The 19,551-nt window shown below is 60.3% G+C and carries 24 protein-coding genes and 1 other RNA gene; 18 read left to right on the top strand and 7 right to left on the bottom strand.

All coding sequences use genetic code 11. The features are described 5' to 3' along the window. Window positions 1-116: 116 nt before the first annotated feature. On the top strand, window positions 117-878 hold the full coding sequence (locus HEP89_RS12100) for a sulfite exporter TauE/SafE family protein (RefSeq protein WP_077291772.1): 762 nt from the start codon (window positions 117-119) through the stop codon (window positions 876-878). Window positions 879-1,097: 219 nt separating this feature from the next. On the opposite strand, the gene HEP89_RS12095 is transcribed toward HEP89_RS12100, so the two are convergent. The 7 genes from HEP89_RS12095 to HEP89_RS12065 form a co-directional block, all read right to left on the bottom strand. After that, on the bottom strand, window positions 1,098-1,409 hold the full coding sequence (locus tag HEP89_RS12095; RefSeq protein ID WP_023003450.1) for a MazG-like family protein: 312 nt from the start codon (window positions 1,407-1,409) through the stop codon (window positions 1,098-1,100). Window positions 1,410-1,508: 99 nt separating this feature from the next. Next, a complete protein-coding gene (locus HEP89_RS12090; RefSeq protein WP_023003451.1) occupies window positions 1,509-2,255 on the bottom strand; it encodes a YebC/PmpR family DNA-binding transcriptional regulator in 747 nt (248 codons plus the stop codon). 99 nt (window positions 2,256-2,354) lie between these two features. After that, window positions 2,355-3,185, bottom strand: coding sequence for a TIGR00282 family metallophosphoesterase (locus HEP89_RS12085; RefSeq protein ID WP_055661200.1), 831 nt, complete (start codon window positions 3,183-3,185; stop codon window positions 2,355-2,357). 42 nt (window positions 3,186-3,227) lie between these two features. Then, a complete protein-coding gene (locus tag HEP89_RS12080) occupies window positions 3,228-3,806 on the bottom strand; it encodes a 5-formyltetrahydrofolate cyclo-ligase (protein ID WP_062487054.1) in 579 nt (192 codons plus the stop codon). Window positions 3,807-3,850: 44 nt separating this feature from the next. Continuing rightward, window positions 3,851-4,005: non-coding RNA, 6S RNA (gene ssrS / locus HEP89_RS12075), on the bottom strand. A gap of 108 nt (window positions 4,006-4,113) precedes the next feature. Further along, complete coding sequence (locus HEP89_RS12070) at window positions 4,114-4,494, bottom strand: cell division protein ZapA (protein ID WP_023003457.1); 381 nt, start codon at window positions 4,492-4,494, stop codon at window positions 4,114-4,116. 6 nt (window positions 4,495-4,500) lie between these two features. Further along, complete coding sequence (locus HEP89_RS12065; RefSeq protein ID WP_023003460.1) at window positions 4,501-4,779, bottom strand: DUF4164 domain-containing protein; 279 nt, start codon at window positions 4,777-4,779, stop codon at window positions 4,501-4,503. 85 nt (window positions 4,780-4,864) lie between these two features. On the opposite strand from HEP89_RS12065, the gene HEP89_RS12060 reads away from it, so the two are divergent. The 17 genes from HEP89_RS12060 (at window position 4,865) to HEP89_RS11980 (ending at window position 19,546) form a co-directional block, all read left to right on the top strand. Then, complete coding sequence (locus HEP89_RS12060) at window positions 4,865-5,149, top strand: hypothetical protein (protein WP_077291768.1); 285 nt, start codon at window positions 4,865-4,867, stop codon at window positions 5,147-5,149. A gap of 84 nt (window positions 5,150-5,233) precedes the next feature. Then, window positions 5,234-7,222 carry a transketolase gene (gene tkt / locus HEP89_RS12055; protein ID WP_168692126.1) on the top strand — a complete coding sequence of 663 codons (1,989 nt, stop codon included), beginning with the start codon at window positions 5,234-5,236 and terminating at the stop codon, window positions 7,220-7,222. A gap of 144 nt (window positions 7,223-7,366) precedes the next feature. After that, a complete protein-coding gene (gap, locus tag HEP89_RS12050) occupies window positions 7,367-8,377 on the top strand; it encodes a type I glyceraldehyde-3-phosphate dehydrogenase (RefSeq protein WP_023003466.1) in 1,011 nt (336 codons plus the stop codon). A gap of 163 nt (window positions 8,378-8,540) precedes the next feature. Further along, the gene (locus HEP89_RS12045; RefSeq protein ID WP_023003469.1) at window positions 8,541-8,729 is read left to right on the top strand and encodes a hypothetical protein; all 189 of its coding nucleotides are present in this window, start codon (window positions 8,541-8,543) and stop codon (window positions 8,727-8,729) included. Between the two features lie 22 nt (window positions 8,730-8,751). Next, a complete protein-coding gene (locus tag HEP89_RS12040) occupies window positions 8,752-8,925 on the top strand; it encodes a hypothetical protein (RefSeq protein ID WP_168692125.1) in 174 nt (57 codons plus the stop codon). A 40-nt stretch (window positions 8,926-8,965) separates the two neighbouring features. Beyond that, complete coding sequence (locus HEP89_RS12035) at window positions 8,966-9,589, top strand: LysE family transporter (protein WP_023003471.1); 624 nt, start codon at window positions 8,966-8,968, stop codon at window positions 9,587-9,589. Between the two features lie 28 nt (window positions 9,590-9,617). Next, entirely contained in the window at window positions 9,618-10,811 is a 1,194-nt protein-coding gene (locus HEP89_RS12030) for a phosphoglycerate kinase (RefSeq protein ID WP_168692124.1), read from the top strand. A 24-nt stretch (window positions 10,812-10,835) separates the two neighbouring features. Next, window positions 10,836-11,204 (top strand): VOC family protein, encoded by a 369-nt coding sequence (locus HEP89_RS12025; protein WP_077291765.1) that lies wholly within the window; start codon window positions 10,836-10,838, stop codon window positions 11,202-11,204. Between the two features lie 234 nt (window positions 11,205-11,438). Further along, the gene (fba, locus tag HEP89_RS12020; RefSeq protein ID WP_023003474.1) at window positions 11,439-12,506 is read left to right on the top strand and encodes a class II fructose-bisphosphate aldolase; all 1,068 of its coding nucleotides are present in this window, start codon (window positions 11,439-11,441) and stop codon (window positions 12,504-12,506) included. A gap of 116 nt (window positions 12,507-12,622) precedes the next feature. After that, window positions 12,623-13,264 carry a thiamine phosphate synthase gene (locus tag HEP89_RS12015; RefSeq protein ID WP_062487041.1) on the top strand — a complete coding sequence of 214 codons (642 nt, stop codon included), beginning with the start codon at window positions 12,623-12,625 and terminating at the stop codon, window positions 13,262-13,264. A gap of 14 nt (window positions 13,265-13,278) precedes the next feature. Further along, window positions 13,279-14,439, top strand: coding sequence for a tetratricopeptide repeat protein (locus HEP89_RS12010; protein WP_031270527.1), 1,161 nt, complete (start codon window positions 13,279-13,281; stop codon window positions 14,437-14,439). 245 nt (window positions 14,440-14,684) lie between these two features. Further along, entirely contained in the window at window positions 14,685-15,248 is a 564-nt protein-coding gene (efp, locus tag HEP89_RS12005) for an elongation factor P (protein ID WP_006932138.1), read from the top strand. 73 nt (window positions 15,249-15,321) lie between these two features. Further along, window positions 15,322-16,128, top strand: coding sequence for an inositol monophosphatase family protein (locus HEP89_RS12000; RefSeq protein ID WP_077291762.1), 807 nt, complete (start codon window positions 15,322-15,324; stop codon window positions 16,126-16,128). Between the two features lie 273 nt (window positions 16,129-16,401). Further along, entirely contained in the window at window positions 16,402-17,391 is a 990-nt protein-coding gene (locus tag HEP89_RS11995) for a flagellar motor protein MotA (RefSeq protein WP_023003478.1), read from the top strand. A 3-nt stretch (window positions 17,392-17,394) separates the two neighbouring features. Next, a complete protein-coding gene (locus tag HEP89_RS11990) occupies window positions 17,395-18,435 on the top strand; it encodes a peptidoglycan -binding protein (RefSeq protein ID WP_023003479.1) in 1,041 nt (346 codons plus the stop codon). A 103-nt stretch (window positions 18,436-18,538) separates the two neighbouring features. Beyond that, the gene (locus tag HEP89_RS11985) at window positions 18,539-19,228 is read left to right on the top strand and encodes a M50 family metallopeptidase (RefSeq protein WP_152505518.1); all 690 of its coding nucleotides are present in this window, start codon (window positions 18,539-18,541) and stop codon (window positions 19,226-19,228) included. Window positions 19,229-19,297: 69 nt separating this feature from the next. Beyond that, window positions 19,298-19,546 carry a DUF1272 domain-containing protein gene (locus tag HEP89_RS11980; RefSeq protein ID WP_168692123.1) on the top strand — a complete coding sequence of 83 codons (249 nt, stop codon included), beginning with the start codon at window positions 19,298-19,300 and terminating at the stop codon, window positions 19,544-19,546. Window positions 19,547-19,551 lie beyond the last annotated feature (5 nt).

The following is a 19,551-nucleotide window of genomic DNA, read 5'->3' as shown; positions in this document are numbered from 1 at the left end:
ACACCTCACAACGTGTTTAATCCGGCCTTGCCCCTACCGGCAGGCCACCTCCCCCGCCAAGGCCCGCGTTCTGCCGGGCCAATCTCTTTTTTGTCCCGTCCGTTCCGCGAGTTCCCATGGCCGACATCTTCAGCTCCTTTCCGCCCGGCCTTCTGGTGTTTCTCGCCGTGGTCCTGTTTGTGGCCGGTTGCGTGCGCGGGTTTGCTGGGTTCGGCGCGGGAATGATCTTCATGCCGGTGGCCGCCAGCGTCATGCTGCCGTCAACCGCGGCCGCCACCTTTCTGTTCATCGACGGCATTGTCGCACTGCCTTTGGTGGTCAGGGCGCTCAGGCTGTGCAACTGGTCGACAGTGCTTCCCGCGGTCGTTGGTGCTGTGGTCTTTGTTCACGTCGGCGCCTGGCTTCTGGCCAACGCGGACGTGCTGGTTCTACGCTGGACGATCTTTGCAATCGTGACCGGACTGCTACTGCTGCTGGTGTCCGGCTGGCGCTATGAACGCAAACCCTCCAGGCCGGTATCGCTTGGGGTTGGCGCAGTTGCGGGCATCCTCGGCGGCATCTCGCAGGTCTCCGGCCCGCCAGTGGTTGCCTTCTGGCTCTCCAGCGCCAAGGAACCGGCAATCGTCCGCGCCAACCTGATCGTGTTCTTCGCGCTCGCGAGTATCGGAACCTTCGTTGCCTATATCTTCAACGGCTTCTTCACGCTGGAAGTGTTCCACCTCCTGATCATGGCGATCCCCGTCTATGCCCTTGCGATCTATCTCGGCTCCAACGGCTTCAAGCACGCCGACCCGAAACTCTATCGCAAGCTCGCCTACGGCCTGATCGCCCTCGCCGCCCTCTCCAGCATGCCCCTGCTGGATCCGCTTTTCCGGTAGGCGGTTCCAATCCGGAATCTTGCGTCGGCTCCACCCACCTCCTCATCCTGAGGAAGTGCGAAGCGCTGTCTCGAAGGATGGGCTGCGCACTCAGGTACAAGTGGCCCATCTTTCGAGACGCCGCTAACGCGGCTCCTCAAGATGAGGGTGAAAAGAAGAAAGCCATATTTATCTGGCTTCAGATATTGCAAAACTCGCCCCAAAAACGCGGCGCAAACCCTATTCGGCCAAAGGCTTTTCCTGCAGCTTTTCCTGCCATTTGGCACATTTTTCCGCCATCAGCCGCGTGAGTTCTGCCTCGAACTCTTCTCTGCTTGAAGAAGCCTGCGCCAGAACGCTCATCGCCACGATCGCAGCATCGGCGGCTTCTTCACGGACATCTGCCAGCGTCTGGTTCTTGTATTCGCTGCCGGGCGCCTTCGTTGCCGAAAGAACGGCCTGCGCCAGCTCTCCGGCTTCCTCCGCCAGCTTCAGCGCACGCTCCTGCAAGGTCTTCGGGTCTTTCTGCGTCAGGTCGAAGATATTGAACATGCGATCGGTCTCCTTGGTTCAAGGAAGGCGCGAGCCTCAGGAACGCCAAAACAAAAACCCCGGCAGGGCCGGGGTTTTCAGATCCATATCCTGTGTTACTCAGGAAGCTAGAGAGGCCATGGTTTCTTCGTCGACATCGAAGTTGGAGTAGACGTTCTGGACGTCGTCGTCGTCTTCAAGCATGTCGATGAGTTTCATCATGGTCTGGGCCTTGTCCGCATTGACCGGCGTCAGGTTCTGCGGCTTCCAGATGATCTTGGTCGAATCCGCTTCGCCCAGTGCCTGTTCCAGAGCAGCGGAAACATCGTTCAGATCTTCAAAGGCGGTGTAGATCGTGTGACCGCTCTCGTCGGACTGAACGTCTTCCGCGCCGGCTTCGATCGCAGCTTCCAGAACCGCATCGGCTTCACCGGCTTCCGGCTTGTAGATAATTTCGCCAACACGGTCGAACATGAAGGAGACCGAGCCCGTTTCCCCCAGCGACCCACCGCATTTGGTGAAATAGGACCGGATGTTGGAGGCGGACCGGTTGCGGTTGTCGGTCAGGGCTTCGACGACCACGGCAACACCTGCCGGGCCGTAGCCTTCGTAACGGACTTCCTCGTAGTTGTCGTCGTCGCCGGACTGGGACTTGTTGATCGCCCGCTGGATGTTTTCCTTCGGCATGGACTGGGCCTTGGCGTTCTGGACGGCAAGGCGCAGGCGCGGGTTCGCGTCCGGATCCGGGTCACCCATCTTCGCGGCGACGGTAATTTCCTTGGACAGCTTGGAGAACATCTTGGAGCGGGCCGCGTCCTGGCGTCCCTTGCGGTGCATGATGTTCTTGAATTTTGAATGGCCTGCCATGGCTCTTCTCGGTTCTTTACAGGTGATGTCAGTGAAAACTGCGCCGCTTATAGGCAAGTTGACCCGGAAAATCCAGCGCAGAGAAATTCTCGGCCGTGGTCAGGCCCCGTTCGGCCAGAAGGACGGGATCACAGGCTCCAGCCGGCCGCCTATGCGAAGCGGCGCAACCCGCTCGGCAAGCCCGGTCCGATCGTCCGTCTCGATGGCGACACCGCAGATGGTCGGATCGCCTGTTGCCGGTGTGAACCGGGAGCTCGGTATCTTGCGCTGGAACCGGTTGACCGGCTCTTCCTTGTCCATGCCCAAAACGCTGTCATAAGCACCGCACATGCCCGCGTCGGACATGTAGGCCGTGCCGTTTTCCAGGATCTGGTGATCGGCTGTCGGCACATGGGTGTGCGTTCCGACAACGAGACTGACCCGGCCATCCAGGAAGTGGCCCATGGCCTGTTTCTCGCTGGTGGCTTCGGCATGCATGTCGACGATGATGGCATCGGCTACATCGCCAAGCGGACATCCGTTGATGACGTTGTCGATGGCGGCAAAGGGATCGTCGAGCGCATCCATGTAAACGCGGCCCATCACATTGGCCACCATCACCCTTGCGCCGTTTCTGGCCGTGAAGAGGTGCGCGCCGCGCCCCGGTGTCCCGGAGGGGTAATTGACCGGTCGAAGCAGCCTGTCCTGTCGCTCGATATAGACCAGGGTGTCACGCTGGTCCCAAACGTGGTTGCCGGTGGTCACGACGTCGGCGCCCGCATCCAGAACGTCCTGCAGGATCGTCTCGGTAATGCCGAACCCGGACGCAGCGTTCTCACCGTTGACGATCACGAAATCGAGCTGGTTGCTTTCCACCAGCTCCGGCAATTGCTCAATGACGGCGGTACGGCCCACGCGGCCGACAAGATCGCCCAGAAACAGAATACGCATATATCCTCACTGGGCGGCCTGCTTCGGCGATCACTTTCGCCGTCAGCCGAACGCCCGGTACCCCTGCTCGGTCAGAATCCCATTCAACGGCTTGTCATGCGCTTCCGCGGGGACGCGGTCAACCTCCTGCACGGAAAAGGCAAGCCCGATGCACAAAAGGGGCCCGGAGTGTTGCAGCTGCGCAATTGTAATGTCGTAAAAAGCCTTGCCGTAACCGATGCGCGTGCCTTTGCCGTCAAAGCCGGCAAGCGGCATCAGAAGAACATCCGGGCGCACTTCCTCGGCAGAGGGGCCGGGTTCGGAGGTGCCGAAACCGGCGGAAACCAGTTCCGTATCCCGCTCCAGGCGGCGGAAGATGAGGCTCGGGCCGGTCATCACGGGCAGGCACAGGGGGTGCCCAAGCTGGCGCAGGCGGTCCATCAGCGGGCGCGGGTCAATTTCGTCCCGGATCGGCCAGAACCCAGCAACAACTGCTCCTGCCGGCAGTGGCAGATCTTCGGCGTGATCGCTGAGCATCAGGCTGTGTTCGATCCGCTCCACCTCCGGCATTGCCTTGCGGCGGGCAAGCACCTGCTTGCGAAGACTGTCTTTTTCGGCAGCAATGGAGGAAAGGTCGGTCATGGGGCCTCGAATAGAATGGATCGACCCGCGTCCTGAAAAGGAAACGCGCAGCCGCCCGACCGTTGGATTTGCAATCCCGGGAAACCTACAATGTAGGTGGGCGCCGTATGCAACGGACCACGGCCCAGCGCAGGGACAGCTCCCAAGGGAATGCGTAAGGCCCCGGGGATAATGTTCCTGACGTATCGGGCAGCCGCAATTACCGCATATAATCCGGTGCGGCGGCAATTACCAGTGCGGCATGGATTTCATCACAAACGAAGTTGCGGGCACTCTCCGTTGCCGTCTGGCCGGATCGGCAGTCGCCTCAGGCGTTGTCCTGGGCTCGCAAGCTCTTGGAAAGACCGTCCGCAAGGCTTTCGATCCGAGCGGCGGCAGTATTGACGGCACGCGACAGCTCTTCTTCGTTCTGGCTCATGTTGTCGAGCGCGGCCACCTGCTGTTTCTTGGCATCGGCCAGCTGTTCTTCAAGCCGGGCGACCTTGCGCTCCAGTTCCGAAAGCTGGTCGGCCGCCATGATGCCGGCCATTACCGTCAGGCGCTGGTCGCCGATTTCGCCGAAGGCGCCTCGCAAGTCGTTGATCCAGCCATCGAAACGGGCAGCAAGGCCCATCAGGCGCTCTTCCTCGCCGTCATCGCAGGCCATGCGGAAGGACTTGCCGTTGATGGTAACCGTGATCTGAGCCATATGCGCCTAGCCTCCGTGCGCGTCGAGCACGCTGCGGATGGTTTCCATTGCCGAGACAAGCCGCCGGGAGACATCCCGGTTGGCCTCTTCCAGCCGGGAAGCCCGTGCTTCGCTTTCATCGAGTGAGGCTGCCAGTTGGGAACGGTCTTCGCCGAGCCGCTGCAGGTCATCCTGCAGGGCATTGAGCGACCTGTCTGCATCAAGACGGCGCTGGACAGCCGCTTCGAGATTGCCGACGGCTTTGTCCAGCCGCTTTACCGCATCGGCCAGGCTGGTCTTTTCCATGCAGTCGACATCCGCCATTAATTACGTCGTCCCAATCGTTCTTCTGCGGCGGTCCGCCCATTCCTTCCTAGGTCAGACTGGAGATTTGGCGCTTTCGACCCTGGAGTTGCTGCTCAAATTACGGGCATTTCAGAGAATGCGCGGCAAAGCACGTTTCACGGCGAAAAAGCAAATCTTTGTTAGAGCGTCGAGCTTAGGCACCGCAACTTCTCTCAGTCAATGCCACCATTGGCAGAATCCTCAACTCTATAACGCGTGGAAGAAAAAATTCTTCCCCGGCAATGCCCTCAAAAGACCCAAACCAGCTTTATTGACTCGGGTGCCGTTCCTGATATTTGTCTGGCGCCTGTTCGAGATTGACGAGTGTTAATTCTTGAGCAACGCACCTCAAAACAACCTTGCCGGGCTCTCTGCTTCGGCCAAGGGGGGCTCCAAAGCAAGCAACGGGACCACGATGACCGATCTTGATAAACACCAGCGCATGGCAAATGCGATCCGCTTTCTTGCCATCGATGCCGTGGAAAAGGCTAATTCCGGTCACCCCGGCCTGCCCATGGGCGCTGCGGATATCGCGACAGTTCTTTTTACCGAATTCCTGAAATTCGATCCGACATCCCCGAACTGGGCCGACCGCGACCGCTTCGTTCTGTCCGCCGGTCACGGCTCGATGCTGCTTTACAGCCTGCTGTATCTGCTGGGCTATGAAGACTTCTCCCTCGACGAGATCAAGAATTTCCGTCAGCTAGGCGCACGCACTGCCGGGCACCCGGAATACGGCCACGGCGCTGGCATCGAGACCACCACCGGCCCGCTCGGCCAGGGTCTCGGCAACGCGGTTGGCATGGCCATCGCCGAGCGCCTGCAGTCCACCCGCTTCGGCGAGGATCTTGTCGATCACTACACCTATGTGCTGGCCGGTGACGGCTGTCTCATGGAAGGCATCAGCCAGGAAGCCCTGTCGCTGGCAGGTCACCTGAAGCTCAACAAGCTGATCGTCATCTGGGACGACAACGGCATCTCCATCGACGGCAAGGTCGAAATCACCGATTCAACCGACCAGCAGGCCCGTTTTGCCGCCTCCGGCTGGAACACGCTCAGCGTCGACGGTCACGATCCGGTCGCCATTTCCGCAGCGATCCGCCAGGCACAGGCCAGCGACCGCCCGACCCTGATCGCCGCCAAGACCACCATCGGCTTCGGTGCACCGACCAAGGCCGGCACCGCGAAGGTTCACGGCTCGCCGCTTGGTGCAGACGAAATTTCCGGCACCCGTGCCGCGCTCAACTGGCCGCACGCGCCGTTTGAAGTTCCGAGCGACATTCTGGACGCCTGGCGCATTGCCGGCCTTCGCTCCGCCCAGGCTCACAAGGACTGGCAGAAGCGCTTTGCCGAAGCTGACGCCGAGACCCGCGCCGAATTCGAGCGCCGCAATCGTGGCGACCTGCCGGCCGGCTTCACCCAGGCCGTTCAGGACTACAAGAAGAAGCTCGCCGACGAACAGCCGACCATGGCGACCCGCAAGGCTTCCGAAGCTGTTCTGGGCGTTATCAACGAAGTTGTTCCGGAAACCATTGGCGGCTCCGCCGACCTGACCGGTTCCAACAACACCAAGACGCCTCAGACCGCGCCAGTCACCCCGGACGATTTCTCCGGCCGTTACATCCACTACGGCATCCGTGAACACGGCATGGCGGCAGCCATGAACGGCATGGCTCTGCACGGCGGCCTGATCCCCTATTCCGGCGGCTTCCTGATCTTCTCCGATTACTGCCGTCCGTCGATCCGTCTCGCAGCCCTCATGGGCCAGCGGGTCATTCACGTCATGACCCATGATTCCATCGGTCTTGGCGAAGACGGACCGACCCACCAGCCGGTGGAACATTTCGCCGCCCTGCGCGCGATCCCGAACCTGACCTTCTTCCGTCCGGCCGACATCACCGAGACACTCGAGTGCTGGCAGCTGTCGCTGGAGAACCGCGACGGACCGTCGGTCCTGGCACTGACCCGTCAGAACCTGCCGTCGCTGCGCAAGACCTATGAGGAAAACAACCTCTGCGCCAAGGGTGCCTATGTGCTGATCGACAGCGACGAAGACGCGGCCGTGACCATCTTCGCGACCGGTTCGGAAGTCGAAATCGCCGTCAACGCGCAAAAGGACCTGAGCACGGCCGGCATTGCCGTGCGCGTGGTCTCCGTTCCGTCGTACGAGCTTTTCGAAGCACAGTCAGACGACTACAAGGCCGCCGTCATCGGCAACAGCCCGGTCAAGATCGCCGTTGAAGCCGGCATCCGCATGGGCTGGGACCGCTTTATTGGTGCGGACGGTATCTTTGTGGGCATGACCGGCTTTGGCGCGAGCGCGCCTTACAAGGAACTTTATGAGCATTTCGGCATCACGGCGGACGCCGTGGTTGCAGCCGCCAAGGCAAAGCTCAGCGTTTAACCGAAATCAATTCCCGGCACCAAGACTTCCTCCTATGGTGCCGGGCCTACGGGCACATCAAGTGCTTTTCAAGTGACCACACTATGTGGTTTTTAAATCGGTTTAGCCCCTTCTGAGGCACACCGAAGATTGCGGGAGTGGATTATGGTAACCAAGGTAGCAATCAATGGATTTGGACGCATCGGCCGCAATGTGCTGCGTGCGATCGTCGAATCCGGCCGCACCGACATTGAAGTCGTTGCGATCAACGATCTCGGCCCGGTCGAGACCAACGCGCATCTGCTGCGTTACGACAGCGTGCACGGCCGTTTCCCGGCAGAGGTCAAGGTCGATGGCGACACCATTTCCGTCGGTGGTGGCAAGCCGATCAAGGTGACCGCGATCCGCGACCCGAAGGAACTGCCCTGGGGCGAGCTTGGCGTTGAAGTCGCCATGGAATGCACCGGCATCTTCACCGCCAAGGAAAAGGCCTCCATGCATCTGGAAGCCGGCGCCAAGCGCGTTCTGGTCTCCGCCCCGGCCGACGGCGCCGACAAGACCATCGTCTACGGTGTCAACCACGATGCGCTGACCGCGAACGACCTGGTCGTATCCAACGCGTCCTGCACCACCAACTGCCTGTCCCCGGTCGCCTATGTGCTGAACGAAACCATCGGCATTGAAAAAGGTTTCATGACCACGATCCACTCGTACACCGGTGACCAGCCGACGCTGGACACCATGCACAAGGATCTCTACCGCGCCCGTGCTGCGGCCATGTCCATGATCCCGACCTCCACCGGCGCTGCAAAGGCCGTCGGCCTGGTGCTGCCGGACCTGGCCGGCAAGATGGACGGTGTGGCCATTCGTGTCCCGACCCCGAACGTTTCCGTGGTCGACCTGAACTTCATCGCCAAACGCGACACCACCGTTGAGGAAATCAACGAAGCCATCAAGGCAGCCGCAAACGGCAAGCTGAAGGGCGTGCTCGGCTACACCGAAGACAAGCTGGTTTCGATGGACTTCAACCATGACAGCCATTCCTCGGTCTTCCATTGCGACCAGACCAAGGTCATGGACGGCACTTTCGTGCGCATCCTGTCCTGGTACGACAACGAATGGGGCTTCTCCAACCGCATGGCCGACACGGCCGTGGCGATGGCAAAGCTCATCTGATCCCTGCCTTCGAAAGACGCCGGTTCATCCGGCGTCTTTTTTGTCGGTATGGATGTCTTTCCGGCAAAGCCGCAAAAAACTTTCTCGATTCAGGCATAGCCCCGGGGCAAAGGTCATGTAGACTGGAGCTGCAGACTTGCAGTTCAATCCTGGAGACGCCGTCATGACCGCTCTACTGGTCATTCTTGGGTCGTTGTTCGCGGTTGGTTGCCTTGTGGGTTTCGGGTTCTACTGGCTCGATATGAAGAGGGACAACGAACGGTTCCCTTCAGATCAGGACGATGAGCCTGACATGGGCAGCCTCAATACCGATGTCTTGCGAAAGCCGGATTCCCCGGCTGGAAATTCCTGAGTCCAATTGAAGGATCCTGACCATGACCACGCTGACTTTTCTGATCGTATTTGTTGTCCTGGTCGGCGTCGGCTTCTATTTCGTGGAACGGTCGAAGGAACGCTCCGCAAGAAACACCAAACGGTCCTGGCAACCGGATGTTGACGGACAAAAGTCCGAAACGATGGCCAACCTTCAATCACCGCCAGATCGATAACTCTCCCTGTTCGATCCTTATCCTTCCCGGAGTTCCCTGCTTGCTCGAACTGCTCACCGTCATTTCGCTGACCGTCGTGGTCGCAATCGTTCCCGGGCCCGACTTTGCCGTTGTCCTGCGCAATGCCCTCATCGGCGGACGGCTCGCCGGCATCATGACTGCGCTCGGCATCGCGCTGGCCCTCGGCGTACACGTCACTTACGCACTGGCGGGTATCGGCCTGATCGTTTCCCAGTCGATCCTGCTCTTCAACGCGCTGAAACTGATCGGCGCTGCCTATCTCGTTTTCCTGGGCGTCACCATGTACCGCACGGCATCTAAGGAGATGCCGGCCGACGGTGCCCTGTCCGGCATGTCGCCCTTCCGCGCGCTTCGCTGGGGCTTCTTCACCAACGTGACCAATCCGAAAGCCACCATGTTCGCCCTTTCGGTGTTTCTGCAGGTGACGTCCCCCGAAACGCCGCTCTGGACCCAGATCGGTTACGGCGTGATCATGGCGGGCGGCGTGTTCCTTTGGTTTGTTCTGGTGACCGTCTTCTTCACGCTTCCCGCCGTACGCCTCAAGTTCATGCGTGCCAAGCTCTGGATGGAACGGTCCTTCGGCATTCTCCTGACCTTGTTCGGCATCGGCATCGCCGTTTCCACCAACTCCAGCCGTCCTTGAAGACGGGCGATTTCCAACAGGTAAATCAATGGCTTTCAAAACTCTCGATGATCTGACTGACATTGCCGGCAAACGCGTTCTGGTCCGCGTCGACCTCAACGTACCGATGGATGGCGGCAAGGTTTCCGATACCACCCGCATCGAGCGGGTCCTGCCGACCATCCGCGAACTGTCCGACAAGAAGGCAAAGGTTATCCTGCTCGCCCATTTCGGCCGCCCGAAGGGCGCGCGCGTTGCCGACATGTCGCTCGGCCCGGTTGCCCTGGCGGTTGCCGGCCTGCTTGGCAGACCCGTGGTCTTTGCAGACGACTGCATCGGCCAGGCGGCAAAGGATGCTGTCGACGTGATGGTCGATGGCGATGTCCTGCTGCTGGAAAACACCCGCTTCCATGCCGGTGAAGAAAAGAACGACCCGGACTTCGCCAAGGCTCTGGCCGCCAACGGCGACATCTATGTCAACGACGCCTTTTCGGCGGCACACCGGGCCCACGGCTCCACAGAGGGCATTGCCCGGCTTCTGCCAGCCTATGCCGGCCGCACCATGCAGGCGGAACTGGAAGCCCTGGGCTCCGCGCTCGGCAATCCTGTTCGTCCGGTTCTCGCCGTTGTCGGCGGTGCGAAGGTTTCTTCCAAGATCGATCTGCTGGAAAACCTCGTTGCCAAGGTCGACATGCTTGTTATCGGCGGCGGCATGGCCAACACCTTCCTGGCCGCACAAGGCACGGACGTCGGCAAGTCGCTGTGCGAGCATGATCTGGCTGAAACCGCAAAACGCATCATGACCGCAGCCGATAAGGCCGGTTGTGAGATCGTCTTGCCTGCCGATGCCGTTGTTGCCAGGGAATTCAAGGCCGGCGCGGACAACGAAACTGTTTCGCTCGACGCCATCCCGGCGGACGGCATGATCCTCGATGTCGGTGCGGCATCCATCGAAACGGTGAAAACCAGGATCGACGCCGCCAAGACCCTGGTCTGGAATGGCCCCCTGGGCGCGTTCGAGATCGCCCCGTTCGACACCGCAACCGTTGCTGCTGCCAAGCATGCCGCTGCCAACACCAAGGCGGGCAAGCTGAATTCCGTGGCCGGTGGCGGCGATACCGTCGCAGCGCTCAACCACGCGGGAGCGGCTGACGATTTCTCCTATGTCTCCACAGCCGGCGGCGCCTTCCTGGAATGGCTGGAAGGCAAGGAACTGCCGGGGGTAAAGGCACTCGAAGCCTGACATCGAAGTGGGGTGAAATCTGTCATGCAACGCTGTTTCACCAACATCCTGACCGAGGAGGTCGCCGCAACGGCGGCCTTCTATCAGGACCTCCTGGGCCTGCAGCCGCAATTCGTGTCCGACTGGTTTGTAAACCTTGCCGATGCCGATAACCCGGCCCTCGAGCTGGGCATCCTGAAACAGACCAGCGAGATTGTCCCGGCACGTGCCCAGCGTGCCACCGCAGGTGTGATCCTGACCTTTGTCGTCGACGACTGTTCAACGGTATACGAGCGTGCCCTGACACTCGGTGTGAACGTGGTCGAGGCACCTCGCGAAATGCCCTATGGCCAGATGAGGATGATTGTCAGAGATCCGGCCGGAACATTTGTCGATATCAGTTCGCCGGTTTAAAACTCGCCGGGCGGTGGCGCTGACCGCCTCAATTTAATTCGATCCGCAAATTAAATCTGCCAACACGATTTCCGGCAGACCCTTGTATTTTAATTGATTTAAGCGAAGCCGGCCCTCTTTAAATGGCCACAAATCTTGTTAGAACCAGCGGGACTTGACGCACCGCAAAATAGGTGTCGTGATTTTTCGCGAACCTTGTCGGCTCATTGGAACCGGACCCTCTGGAGATTTTTGATGGCACGTATCACCCTCCGCCAGCTTCTTGATCATGCTGCTGAACACGACTACGGCGTTCCGGCGTTCAATATCAACAACATGGAGCAGGCACTGGCGATCATGGCTGCGGCGGACCAGACCGACGCCCCGGTTATCATCCAGGCCTCCCGCGGTGCCAGGTCCTATGCCCACGACGTGATGCTGAAGCACATGATGGACGCAGTCGTGGAAATCTATCCGCATATTCCGGTCTGCGTGCATCTGGACCACGGCAATGCTCCGCAAACCTGCATGACGGCCATCCAGGCTGGCTTCACCTCTGTGATGATGGACGGTTCCCTTGAAGCCGACGGCAAGACCCCGGCAAACTGGGACTACAACGTCGGCGTCACCAAGACCGTGACCGACATGTCCCATCTCGGCGGCATCTCCGTTGAGGGCGAACTCGGTGTTCTGGGGTCTCTTGAAACCGGCATGGGCGACAAGGAAGACGGCCACGGCGCGGAAGGCAAGCTCAGCCATGACCAGCTGCTGACCGACCCGGAAGAAGCCGTCAAGTTCGTGCAGGAAACCAAGGTCGACGCTCTTGCCATCGCCATGGGCACCAGCCACGGCGCCTACAAGTTCACCCGCAAGCCGGACGGCGAAATCCTTGCCATGCATGTGATCGAGGAAATTCACCGCCGCCTGCCGGAGACCCACCTTGTCATGCATGGATCGTCATCCGTGCCGCAGGACCTGCAGGACATCATCAACCAGTATGGTGGCCAGATGCCGCAGACCTGGGGTGTGCCGGTGGAAGAAATCCAGCGCGGCATCAAGAACGGTGTGCGCAAGGTCAACATCGACACCGACAACCGCATGGCGATGACCGGTCAGATCCGCAAGATCCTGAGCGAGAACCCGGGCGAGTTCGATCCGCGCAAATATCTGAAGCCTGCCCGCGATGCCATGCAGAAGCTGTGCATCGAGCGTCTGGAAGCCTTCAACACGGCCGGCCAGGCGTCCAAGATCAAGAAGATCGTTACGCTTGCCGACATGGCGAAACGCTATCAGTCTGGCGAACTGGATCCGAAGATCGCCTGATTTTCGGCCGGACCGGCAGAGAAATTCTTTCACTTTATTGAAAGAGGGGCCTTGCGTCCCTCTTTCGCCGTCTTTAGGGACAAAATCCCGATCAGACATCAATCAGGACCGCACAAGTGAACCGTCCCCGCCTCTTTCTCGTGACGCCGCCGGAATTTGACACCGCCGACATGGCGGCAAAGCTCAAACAGGCCTTCACCGGTGGTGACATCGCTTGCGTGATGATCTACCGCCCTGGCGCCAGCACCAAGGATCTGCAAGCCGCTGCCAGCGAACTTGTTCCGATCATCCAGGAAGGTGGTGCGGCGGCCATCGTCTATCGCGATACCCAGGCAGCCGGCCGCAGCGGCGCCGACGGCGTCCACGTCGACACCTCTCTGGAAGACCTGAAGCTGGCCGTGGAAAGTTTCAAACCCGATCGTATCGTCGGCACAGGCGGCACCAAGCTGAAACATGATTCCATGGAATGGGCCGAAACAGGGGTCGACTACATCTTCTTCGGCAAGCTGGACCTGCCTGAAAAGGCCGAGGCCCATGACAGGACCCTGTCCAGCGCCTCCTGGTGGGCAGAACTGTTCGAAACACCCTGCGTCGCACTTGCCGGCAACACGCTAGAAACTCTGGGAGACGTTGCCGCGACCGGAGCAGATTTTGTTGCCCTCAAGGATGCTGCCTGGCAACCGGATACGGATATTTCATCCGTGATTGCCGAAGCCAATCGTATTCTGGACGCCCATCCCTTTCCTGAAGTCGAATAGCGAGAGCTGGATGCATGCCGACACCTGAAACGAGCCTACGCCGGAAACTTCACGCCCCCTTTCTGCTTGCGGCAGGGTTGCTGGCAGCTGGAATGCTGTCCTCCGTGTCGTTTTCTCCGGCCATTGCCCAGGACAACACCGGCACCAGCGAAACAACAGAGGCCGGTGACGCGGCGCCAGAGCCGGACGTACCAGTAGGCCCGGATGGCAAACCGTTACCGGTGCTGATCGACGTCACGACCAAGGACAAGACACTGCTAAGCATTGTTGACGCGGGTCCGCCGAAACTGGAAGAAGGCGAAGTCGCCAACGCTGATACCGCGTACACCGCTTTTCAACGCGGCTGGTTCCTGACCGCGCTCGGTCTTGCGACCCCGTTGGCGGAACAGGGCGACAAGGCCGCCCAGGCCCTGCTAGGCGTGCTGCACGAAGCCGGGCTCGGCATTCATCAGGACAAGGCCAAGGCTGCCGACTGGTACAGCCTGGCCGCCGCCAAGGGTGATACCGGCTCTGCCATGCAGCTGGCCCAGCTCTATCTGCTCGGCACCGGTGTCGAGGTCGACAAGAAGAAGGCAGCGGACCTGTTCGAAGAGGCTGCCAACGCGGGCAATGCGTCTGCGCTCTACAATCTCGCCCTGCTCTACGAGGAAGGCGAAGGTCGCCCCTTCGACGAGAAGAAATCGCGAGAACTGCTGGAAGAAGCCGCCCAGCTAAACGATCCGGAAGCGCAATACGCGCTTGGCCTATCCTATCTGGAAGCCCAGACCGGGCTCAACGACCCCGGCCTGGGTGCGTTCTGGCTTGGCCGTGCAGCCCGCCGCGGACACACCTCCGCGCAGGTTTACTACGGCATTCTGCGGTTCCAGGGTAAGGGCGTCGATCCGAACGAGACGGAAGCCGCCGACTGGTTCGAACGGGCCGCCACGTCCGGCAACCCGGTCGCGATGAACCGGCTGGCGCGAACCTATGCCTACGGCCGTGGTCGGGAACAGGATTTTGCCGCCGCGGCGGGCTGGCACCTGATTGCCCGCACCTTGGGTGTTTCCGATTTCTCGCTCGACCGGATTATCGAAAGTCTGGACGAAACCACAATGGATGAAGCGCGCAAGCTGGCCGAACAATATTCGGCCACATTGATGGCCCCGTCGGAGGAGCCCGGCAAGGAATCTCCGTAAACCTTGCGAGGAAGCGCGGAATCGTAAGGATGTTTGCCTTTTTTCCTTGAACTCCACCGGCTTTTGTGGTGGACAGGCGCGAGCAAATTTCAGGCGCATCGGCGGCCCGCCGGTCTCGCCCTGCTACAGGTTCTGTTGAGTTTTGGAGTTTTGTCGTGGTTTGGGTGGAGTTTCCACCGGACGCGGCGGATTTCTAATGGTCAACAGCCCCTAAGATCCAAACAAATCAAACAGTCGGTCGTTCCATGAAAATCAACGGAAACGAAATAAAGCCCGGTAACGTGCTTCAGCACCAGGACACGCTTTGGGCGGTTGTCAAAGTCCAACACGTCAAGCCAGGCAAAGGCGGTGCCTTCGCACAGGTTGAAATGAAAAACCTGCTCGATGGCCGCAAGCTCAACGAGCGTTTCCGCTCCGAAGACAAGGTCGAGCGCGTCCGTCTGGAGCAGAAAGACTTCCAGTATCTCTTCACCCAGGAAGACATGCTGATTTTCATGGACACCGAAACCTACGAGCAGCTGGAACTTCAGGCTGATTTCGTTGGCGACCGCGCCGCTTTCCTGCAGGACGGCATGATGGTGACCGTCGAACTGCATGAAGAGCGCCCGATCGGCATCACCCTGCCGCAGTTCGTGACCCTGGAAATCCGGGAAGCCGACGCGGTGGTGAAGGGCCAGACCCAGTCTTCGTCCTACAAGCCCGCGCTCATGGAAAACGGCGTCCGCGTGATGGTACCTCCGTTCATCACCGCCGGCGAAAAGATCATCGTCGACACCGGTTCACTGGAATACGTCCGCCGCGCGGACTGATCTCCTCCCGGCAAGACTTCAAATTGGCGCGCCCGGATTTTGCCGGGCGGCGCCCAACAACAAGTGACAAACAATGGCCCGCACAGCTCTCCTCAACGTGATGGTTCAAGCCGCAACGAAAGCCGGACGCTCTCTGGTTCGCGATTTCGGTGAAGTTGAAAACCTTCAGGTGTCCCGCAAGGGACCCGGCGATTTCGTCTCGGCTGCAGACCGCCGCGCCGAGGACATTGTGCGCGCCGAACTGACCAAGGCCCGCCCGACCTTCGGGCTGGTCATGGAAGAAAGCGGTGAAGTCGAGGGAACCGACGGCCAGCATCGCTGGCATGTCGACCCGCTCGACGGCACCACAAACTTCCTGCACGGCATTCCGATCTTCGCCACCTCCATCGCACTGGAACGGGCTGGCGAGATCGTGGCCGGGGTCATCTACAATCCGGTGATGGATGAGCTCTACACCGCTGAACGCGGTCGCGGCGCCTTCCTGAACGACCGTCGCCTGCGGGTTGCCGGCCGCACCGAATTGCATGAGATGGTGTTCGGCACCGGCCTGCCCTTCATCGGGTCGGGCGATCATGGCCGGACACTGCGCGAGCTGCGCTACATCATGCCGGAAGTCGCTGGCATCCGCCGCTGCGGCGCAGCTGCCCTCGATCTTGCCTGGACCGCGTCCGGCCGTCTCGACGGCTTCTGGGAGCGCAACCTGAACAGCTGGGACATTGCGGCCGGCCTCCTGATGGTGCGCGAAGCCGGTGGTTTCGTCACCGATCTTCAGGGCAAGAACAAGATGCTGGAAAGCGGCGATGTGGTTGTCGGCAACGAAGACGCCCACAAATACCTGCTGCAGCTCCTGAAAAAGGCGGCAACCCCGGCTCAGGGCTGATTGCCTCCAGCACTTCCCGGCAGCACCGCGACGCGAACACCCTCATCTTCGAAAAGCGCATGACGCTGACTTGAAATGGGTGCGGCGCAAACCGCCCACCCCGGGAGACGGGACCCACGACCCGTCTCTTCATGAGAAGGCCTTTGGATAAACCCGGCGGTTTTCGGGCTTTCCAGACTTTATTCGGGTCTCTTCGGCAATTCGAGGTTTCCAAGCCGTTAAAAATCACGCTATCAATCAGTTACGTCCAATTCAGGTGATTGATAACGCAATATGGCCCGTGAATTTGACCCTTATAGCCTGTCCAGTCCGCGGGCCTATCTGACCTTCATGATCATCTTTCTGGTGATCGTTGCCTTCATCGCCTTCATCCTGTTCCCGCAGATTTCGACGGCCTTTATGAGCAACCCGGGTCTGAATGGCCTGATCGTGCTTGTCGGCGTGTTCGGTGTGCTGCTGCTCTTCGGCCGCGTGATCCGCCTGTTCCCGGAAATCTCCTGGGTCAACAGTTTCCGGATCGGCGACCCGGGCCTCGACACGCGTTCGCCGGTGCTGCTGGCGCCGATGGCTGCCTTGCTCGGCAACAAGTCCGGCGACATGGCCCTGACGCCAACCACCGCCCGCTCGATCCTCGATTCCATCGGAATGCGTCTTGAGGAAAGCCGCGAGATGTCGCGCTACCTCACAGGCCTCCTGGTGTTCCTCGGCCTGCTCGGCACGTTCTGGGGCCTGCTGCAGACCGTCAGCTCGGTCGGCGCGACCATCCAGTCGCTCGACGTCGGTTCGGGTGATGCCAATGTCATCTTCGAGGACCTGAAAGCAGGTCTGGAAGCGCCGCTGTCCGGCATGGGCACGGCCTTCTCGTCCTCGCTCTTCGGTCTGACCGGCTCGCTTGTGCTCGGCTTCCTGGATCTGCAGGCGGGACAGGCCCAGAACCGGTTCTACAACGAGCTTGAAGACTGGCTGTCCACGGTTACTGACATCGATCCGGAAGAAAGCCTGTTCAATGCCCCGGATTCACCCGGCGTCGAACAGATACAGGCCTCGATCTCCGCCCTGCAGAAAAGCGTTGAGGAAGGCGGCAGCAAGAATGCCAACCAGGCCATGGCCAATCTGGCCGAAGGCATTCAGGGCCTGGTGAAACACGTTCGCTCCGAACAGCAGATGATGCGCGACTGGGCCGAGGCCCAGGGCGAACAGCAAAAGCGCATCGAAGGGCTCCTGTCCTCGATCGCCGCCGCTTTCGACCGCGCGAAGGAGTAGACGATGGCCGGACTGGCAGGATTGCGCGCTCGCCGAAGGGCCCAGTCGACCGATTACTGGCCCGGCTTCGTTGATGCCATGGCGACACTGCTGCTCGTCATCATCTTCCTGCTGTCCATCTTCATGATCGCCCAGTTCTTCCTGTCGCAGCAGCTTTCGGGCCGCGACACGGTGCTGAACCGGCTAAATGCCCAGATCAGCGAGCTGACGGAGCTTCTCGCCCTGGAGCGCGCCAATTCCGGGGAGCTGGAAGACACGATCCTCGGCCTGCAGGCCAGCCTTTCCGATGCACAGAGCGAACAGACCCGGCTGCTTGGCCTTCTGGAAAACAGTTCCGGTGCAGCCGATGCGGCCGGCGGACGCGCCACCCAGCTGGAAAACCTGCTCGATGACGAACGTCAGATCAGCCAGGACGCCCTTGCGCAGGTGGAGCTGCTCAATCAGCAGATCGCGGCACTACGCCGCCAGATAGCTGCCGCTAACGCTGCTCTTGAAGCTTCCGAGGCAAAGGAAGCCGACAGCCAGGCCAAGATCGCCAGCCTCGGCAAGAGGCTGAACGCCGCACTGGTTCAGCGCGTGCAGGAACTGTCGCGATACCGCTCGGACTTCTTCGGCCGCCTGCGCGAAATCCTGTCCCAGCGTTCCGACATCTCCGTCGTTGGCGACCGGTTCGTGTTCCAGTCCGAAGTGCTTTTCGACAGCGGTCAGGAAGACATCAATCCGGAAGGCCGGCAGGAGCTCGACAAGCTCGCAGACGCCATCCAGGAACTCAGCGGTCAGATCCCGGACGAGATCAACTGGGTGCTGCGTGTCGATGGCCACACCGACGCCCGCCCCCTGTCGGGCACGGGGCGCCTTCGCAACAACTGGGAACTCTCCGCCGCCCGCGCCATTTCCGTGGTCCGCTACCTGATCGAACGCGGCGTCGACCCCAAGCGGCTTGTCGCAGCCGGTTTCGGCGAATTCCAGCCGCTGGAAGAAGGGGAAACACCGGACGCCCTGGCAAAGAACCGCCGGATCGAACTGAAACTGACGGAACGCTGAGACTCACGTCAGCTCAACGGATCCCAAGGAATGCACGCGTGACGTCGGGCGAACCGGGCATGCCGGCTTGACTTTTCCGCCCTCAGACGGACTTTTCAACTTCATGCAGATCCTCAAAGGCCATTGGCAGCTCATCCTCATTACCGCGGTGATGTTCCTCTTCTGGAACACCATCCTGGTCGTGCCCTTGAAGATCCTGATCGTCTATCTGCATGAATTGTCCCACGCGCTGGCGGCCATCCTGACCGGTGGTTCCGTGGAGGAAATCTCTCTCTCGCCCTGGCAGGGTGGCCATGCGATCACACGCGGTGGCAGCCGGTTCCTGACGCTGACGGCCGGGTATCTCGGCTCGCTTGCCATCGGCATGGCACTCTTGATGATTGCCCTGAAAACAAATGCAGACCGCATCGTGCTGGGCCTGCTCGGTGCCTTCACCTTGCTGGTCGCGCTGCTCTATATCCGCGATCTCTTTGCCCTCGCCTTCTGCATCGGCACCGGCGTGGCCATGCTGGCGGCTGCCCGGTTCCTCAGTGTCACGGTCAACGACCTGATCCTGCGCGTCATCGGCCTGACCAGCATCCTCTACGTACCTTTCGACATTTTCGACGACACCATCCGTCGCTCAGGTGCCCGTTCCGATGCCTACATGCTGGCGGAAGAGTTTGGCGGCCCCACGATTTTCTGGGGAGCTCTCTGGCTGCTAGCAAGCCTCGCCATCATCTACCTGTGCCTCAGACACGGCCTTGGGAAGAGCAGCAACGTCGATTTCGGAAAGCGCGTTCAAAAAGGCTAGCGATTGCCGCTTGACCTGACCGACCGCAACGGATGACCCTTGGCGGACAATTTCTTACCGGAGACCGCCATGCTGGATCTGCGCCCCAATTGTGAATGCTGCAACAAGGACCTTCCACCGGAATCGGAAGAGGCCTTTATCTGTACTTTCGAATGTACGTTCTGTGAGGACTGCGCCCGAAACGTCCTGCATGGCGCGTGCCCCAACTGCGGCGGCAATTTTCAACAACGCCCAATTCGGCCAGCAGCAGCCCTGCTTCGCCACCCGGCTTCGACACAACGGATTTTCAAGCTGGAAGGCTGTGGCCAAGGCACCTAGGGCGA

Origin of the sequence: Labrenzia sp. 5N, from assembly GCF_012395805.1 — a bacterium.
Lineage (GTDB): Bacteria > Pseudomonadota > Alphaproteobacteria > Rhizobiales > Stappiaceae > Roseibium > Roseibium algicola.
The sequence above is the reverse complement of the archived record's forward strand: the minus strand, read 5'-3'. Positions and strand labels throughout refer to the sequence as shown.

Excerpts from the sequence above, each read along its gene's own strand:
- HEP89_RS11990 (WP_023003479.1), top strand. The coding sequence starts at position 17,395 with ATGGCCGGACTGGCAGGATTGCGCGCTCGCCGAAGGGCCCAGTCGACC.
- gap (WP_023003466.1), top strand. The coding sequence starts at position 7,367 with ATGGTAACCAAGGTAGCAATCAATGGATTTGGACGCATCGGCCGCAAT.
- HEP89_RS12000 (WP_077291762.1), top strand. The coding sequence starts at position 15,322 with ATGGCCCGCACAGCTCTCCTCAACGTGATGGTTCAAGCCGCAACGAAA.
- HEP89_RS12070 (WP_023003457.1), bottom strand. The coding sequence starts at position 4,494 with ATGGCTCAGATCACGGTTACCATCAACGGCAAGTCCTTCCGCATGGCC.
- HEP89_RS12080 (WP_062487054.1), bottom strand. The coding sequence starts at position 3,806 with ATGACCGACCTTTCCTCCATTGCTGCCGAAAAAGACAGTCTTCGCAAG.
- HEP89_RS12030 (WP_168692124.1), top strand. The coding sequence starts at position 9,618 with ATGGCTTTCAAAACTCTCGATGATCTGACTGACATTGCCGGCAAACGC.
- HEP89_RS11995 (WP_023003478.1), top strand. The coding sequence starts at position 16,402 with ATGGCCCGTGAATTTGACCCTTATAGCCTGTCCAGTCCGCGGGCCTAT.
- HEP89_RS12025 (WP_077291765.1), top strand. The coding sequence starts at position 10,836 with ATGCAACGCTGTTTCACCAACATCCTGACCGAGGAGGTCGCCGCAACG.
- tkt (WP_168692126.1), top strand. The coding sequence starts at position 5,234 with ATGACCGATCTTGATAAACACCAGCGCATGGCAAATGCGATCCGCTTT.
- HEP89_RS12095 (WP_023003450.1), bottom strand. The coding sequence starts at position 1,409 with ATGTTCAATATCTTCGACCTGACGCAGAAAGACCCGAAGACCTTGCAG.
- HEP89_RS12010 (WP_031270527.1), top strand. The coding sequence starts at position 13,279 with ATGCCGACACCTGAAACGAGCCTACGCCGGAAACTTCACGCCCCCTTT.
- HEP89_RS12045 (WP_023003469.1), top strand. The coding sequence starts at position 8,541 with ATGACCGCTCTACTGGTCATTCTTGGGTCGTTGTTCGCGGTTGGTTGC.
- HEP89_RS11985 (WP_152505518.1), top strand. The coding sequence starts at position 18,539 with ATGCAGATCCTCAAAGGCCATTGGCAGCTCATCCTCATTACCGCGGTG.
- HEP89_RS12100 (WP_077291772.1), top strand. The coding sequence starts at position 117 with ATGGCCGACATCTTCAGCTCCTTTCCGCCCGGCCTTCTGGTGTTTCTC.
- HEP89_RS12065 (WP_023003460.1), bottom strand. The coding sequence starts at position 4,779 with ATGGAAAAGACCAGCCTGGCCGATGCGGTAAAGCGGCTGGACAAAGCC.
- HEP89_RS11980 (WP_168692123.1), top strand. The coding sequence starts at position 19,298 with ATGCTGGATCTGCGCCCCAATTGTGAATGCTGCAACAAGGACCTTCCA.
- fba (WP_023003474.1), top strand. The coding sequence starts at position 11,439 with ATGGCACGTATCACCCTCCGCCAGCTTCTTGATCATGCTGCTGAACAC.
- efp (WP_006932138.1), top strand. The coding sequence starts at position 14,685 with ATGAAAATCAACGGAAACGAAATAAAGCCCGGTAACGTGCTTCAGCAC.
- HEP89_RS12090 (WP_023003451.1), bottom strand. The coding sequence starts at position 2,255 with ATGGCAGGCCATTCAAAATTCAAGAACATCATGCACCGCAAGGGACGC.
- HEP89_RS12040 (WP_168692125.1), top strand. The coding sequence starts at position 8,752 with ATGACCACGCTGACTTTTCTGATCGTATTTGTTGTCCTGGTCGGCGTC.
- HEP89_RS12085 (WP_055661200.1), bottom strand. The coding sequence starts at position 3,185 with ATGCGTATTCTGTTTCTGGGCGATCTTGTCGGCCGCGTGGGCCGTACC.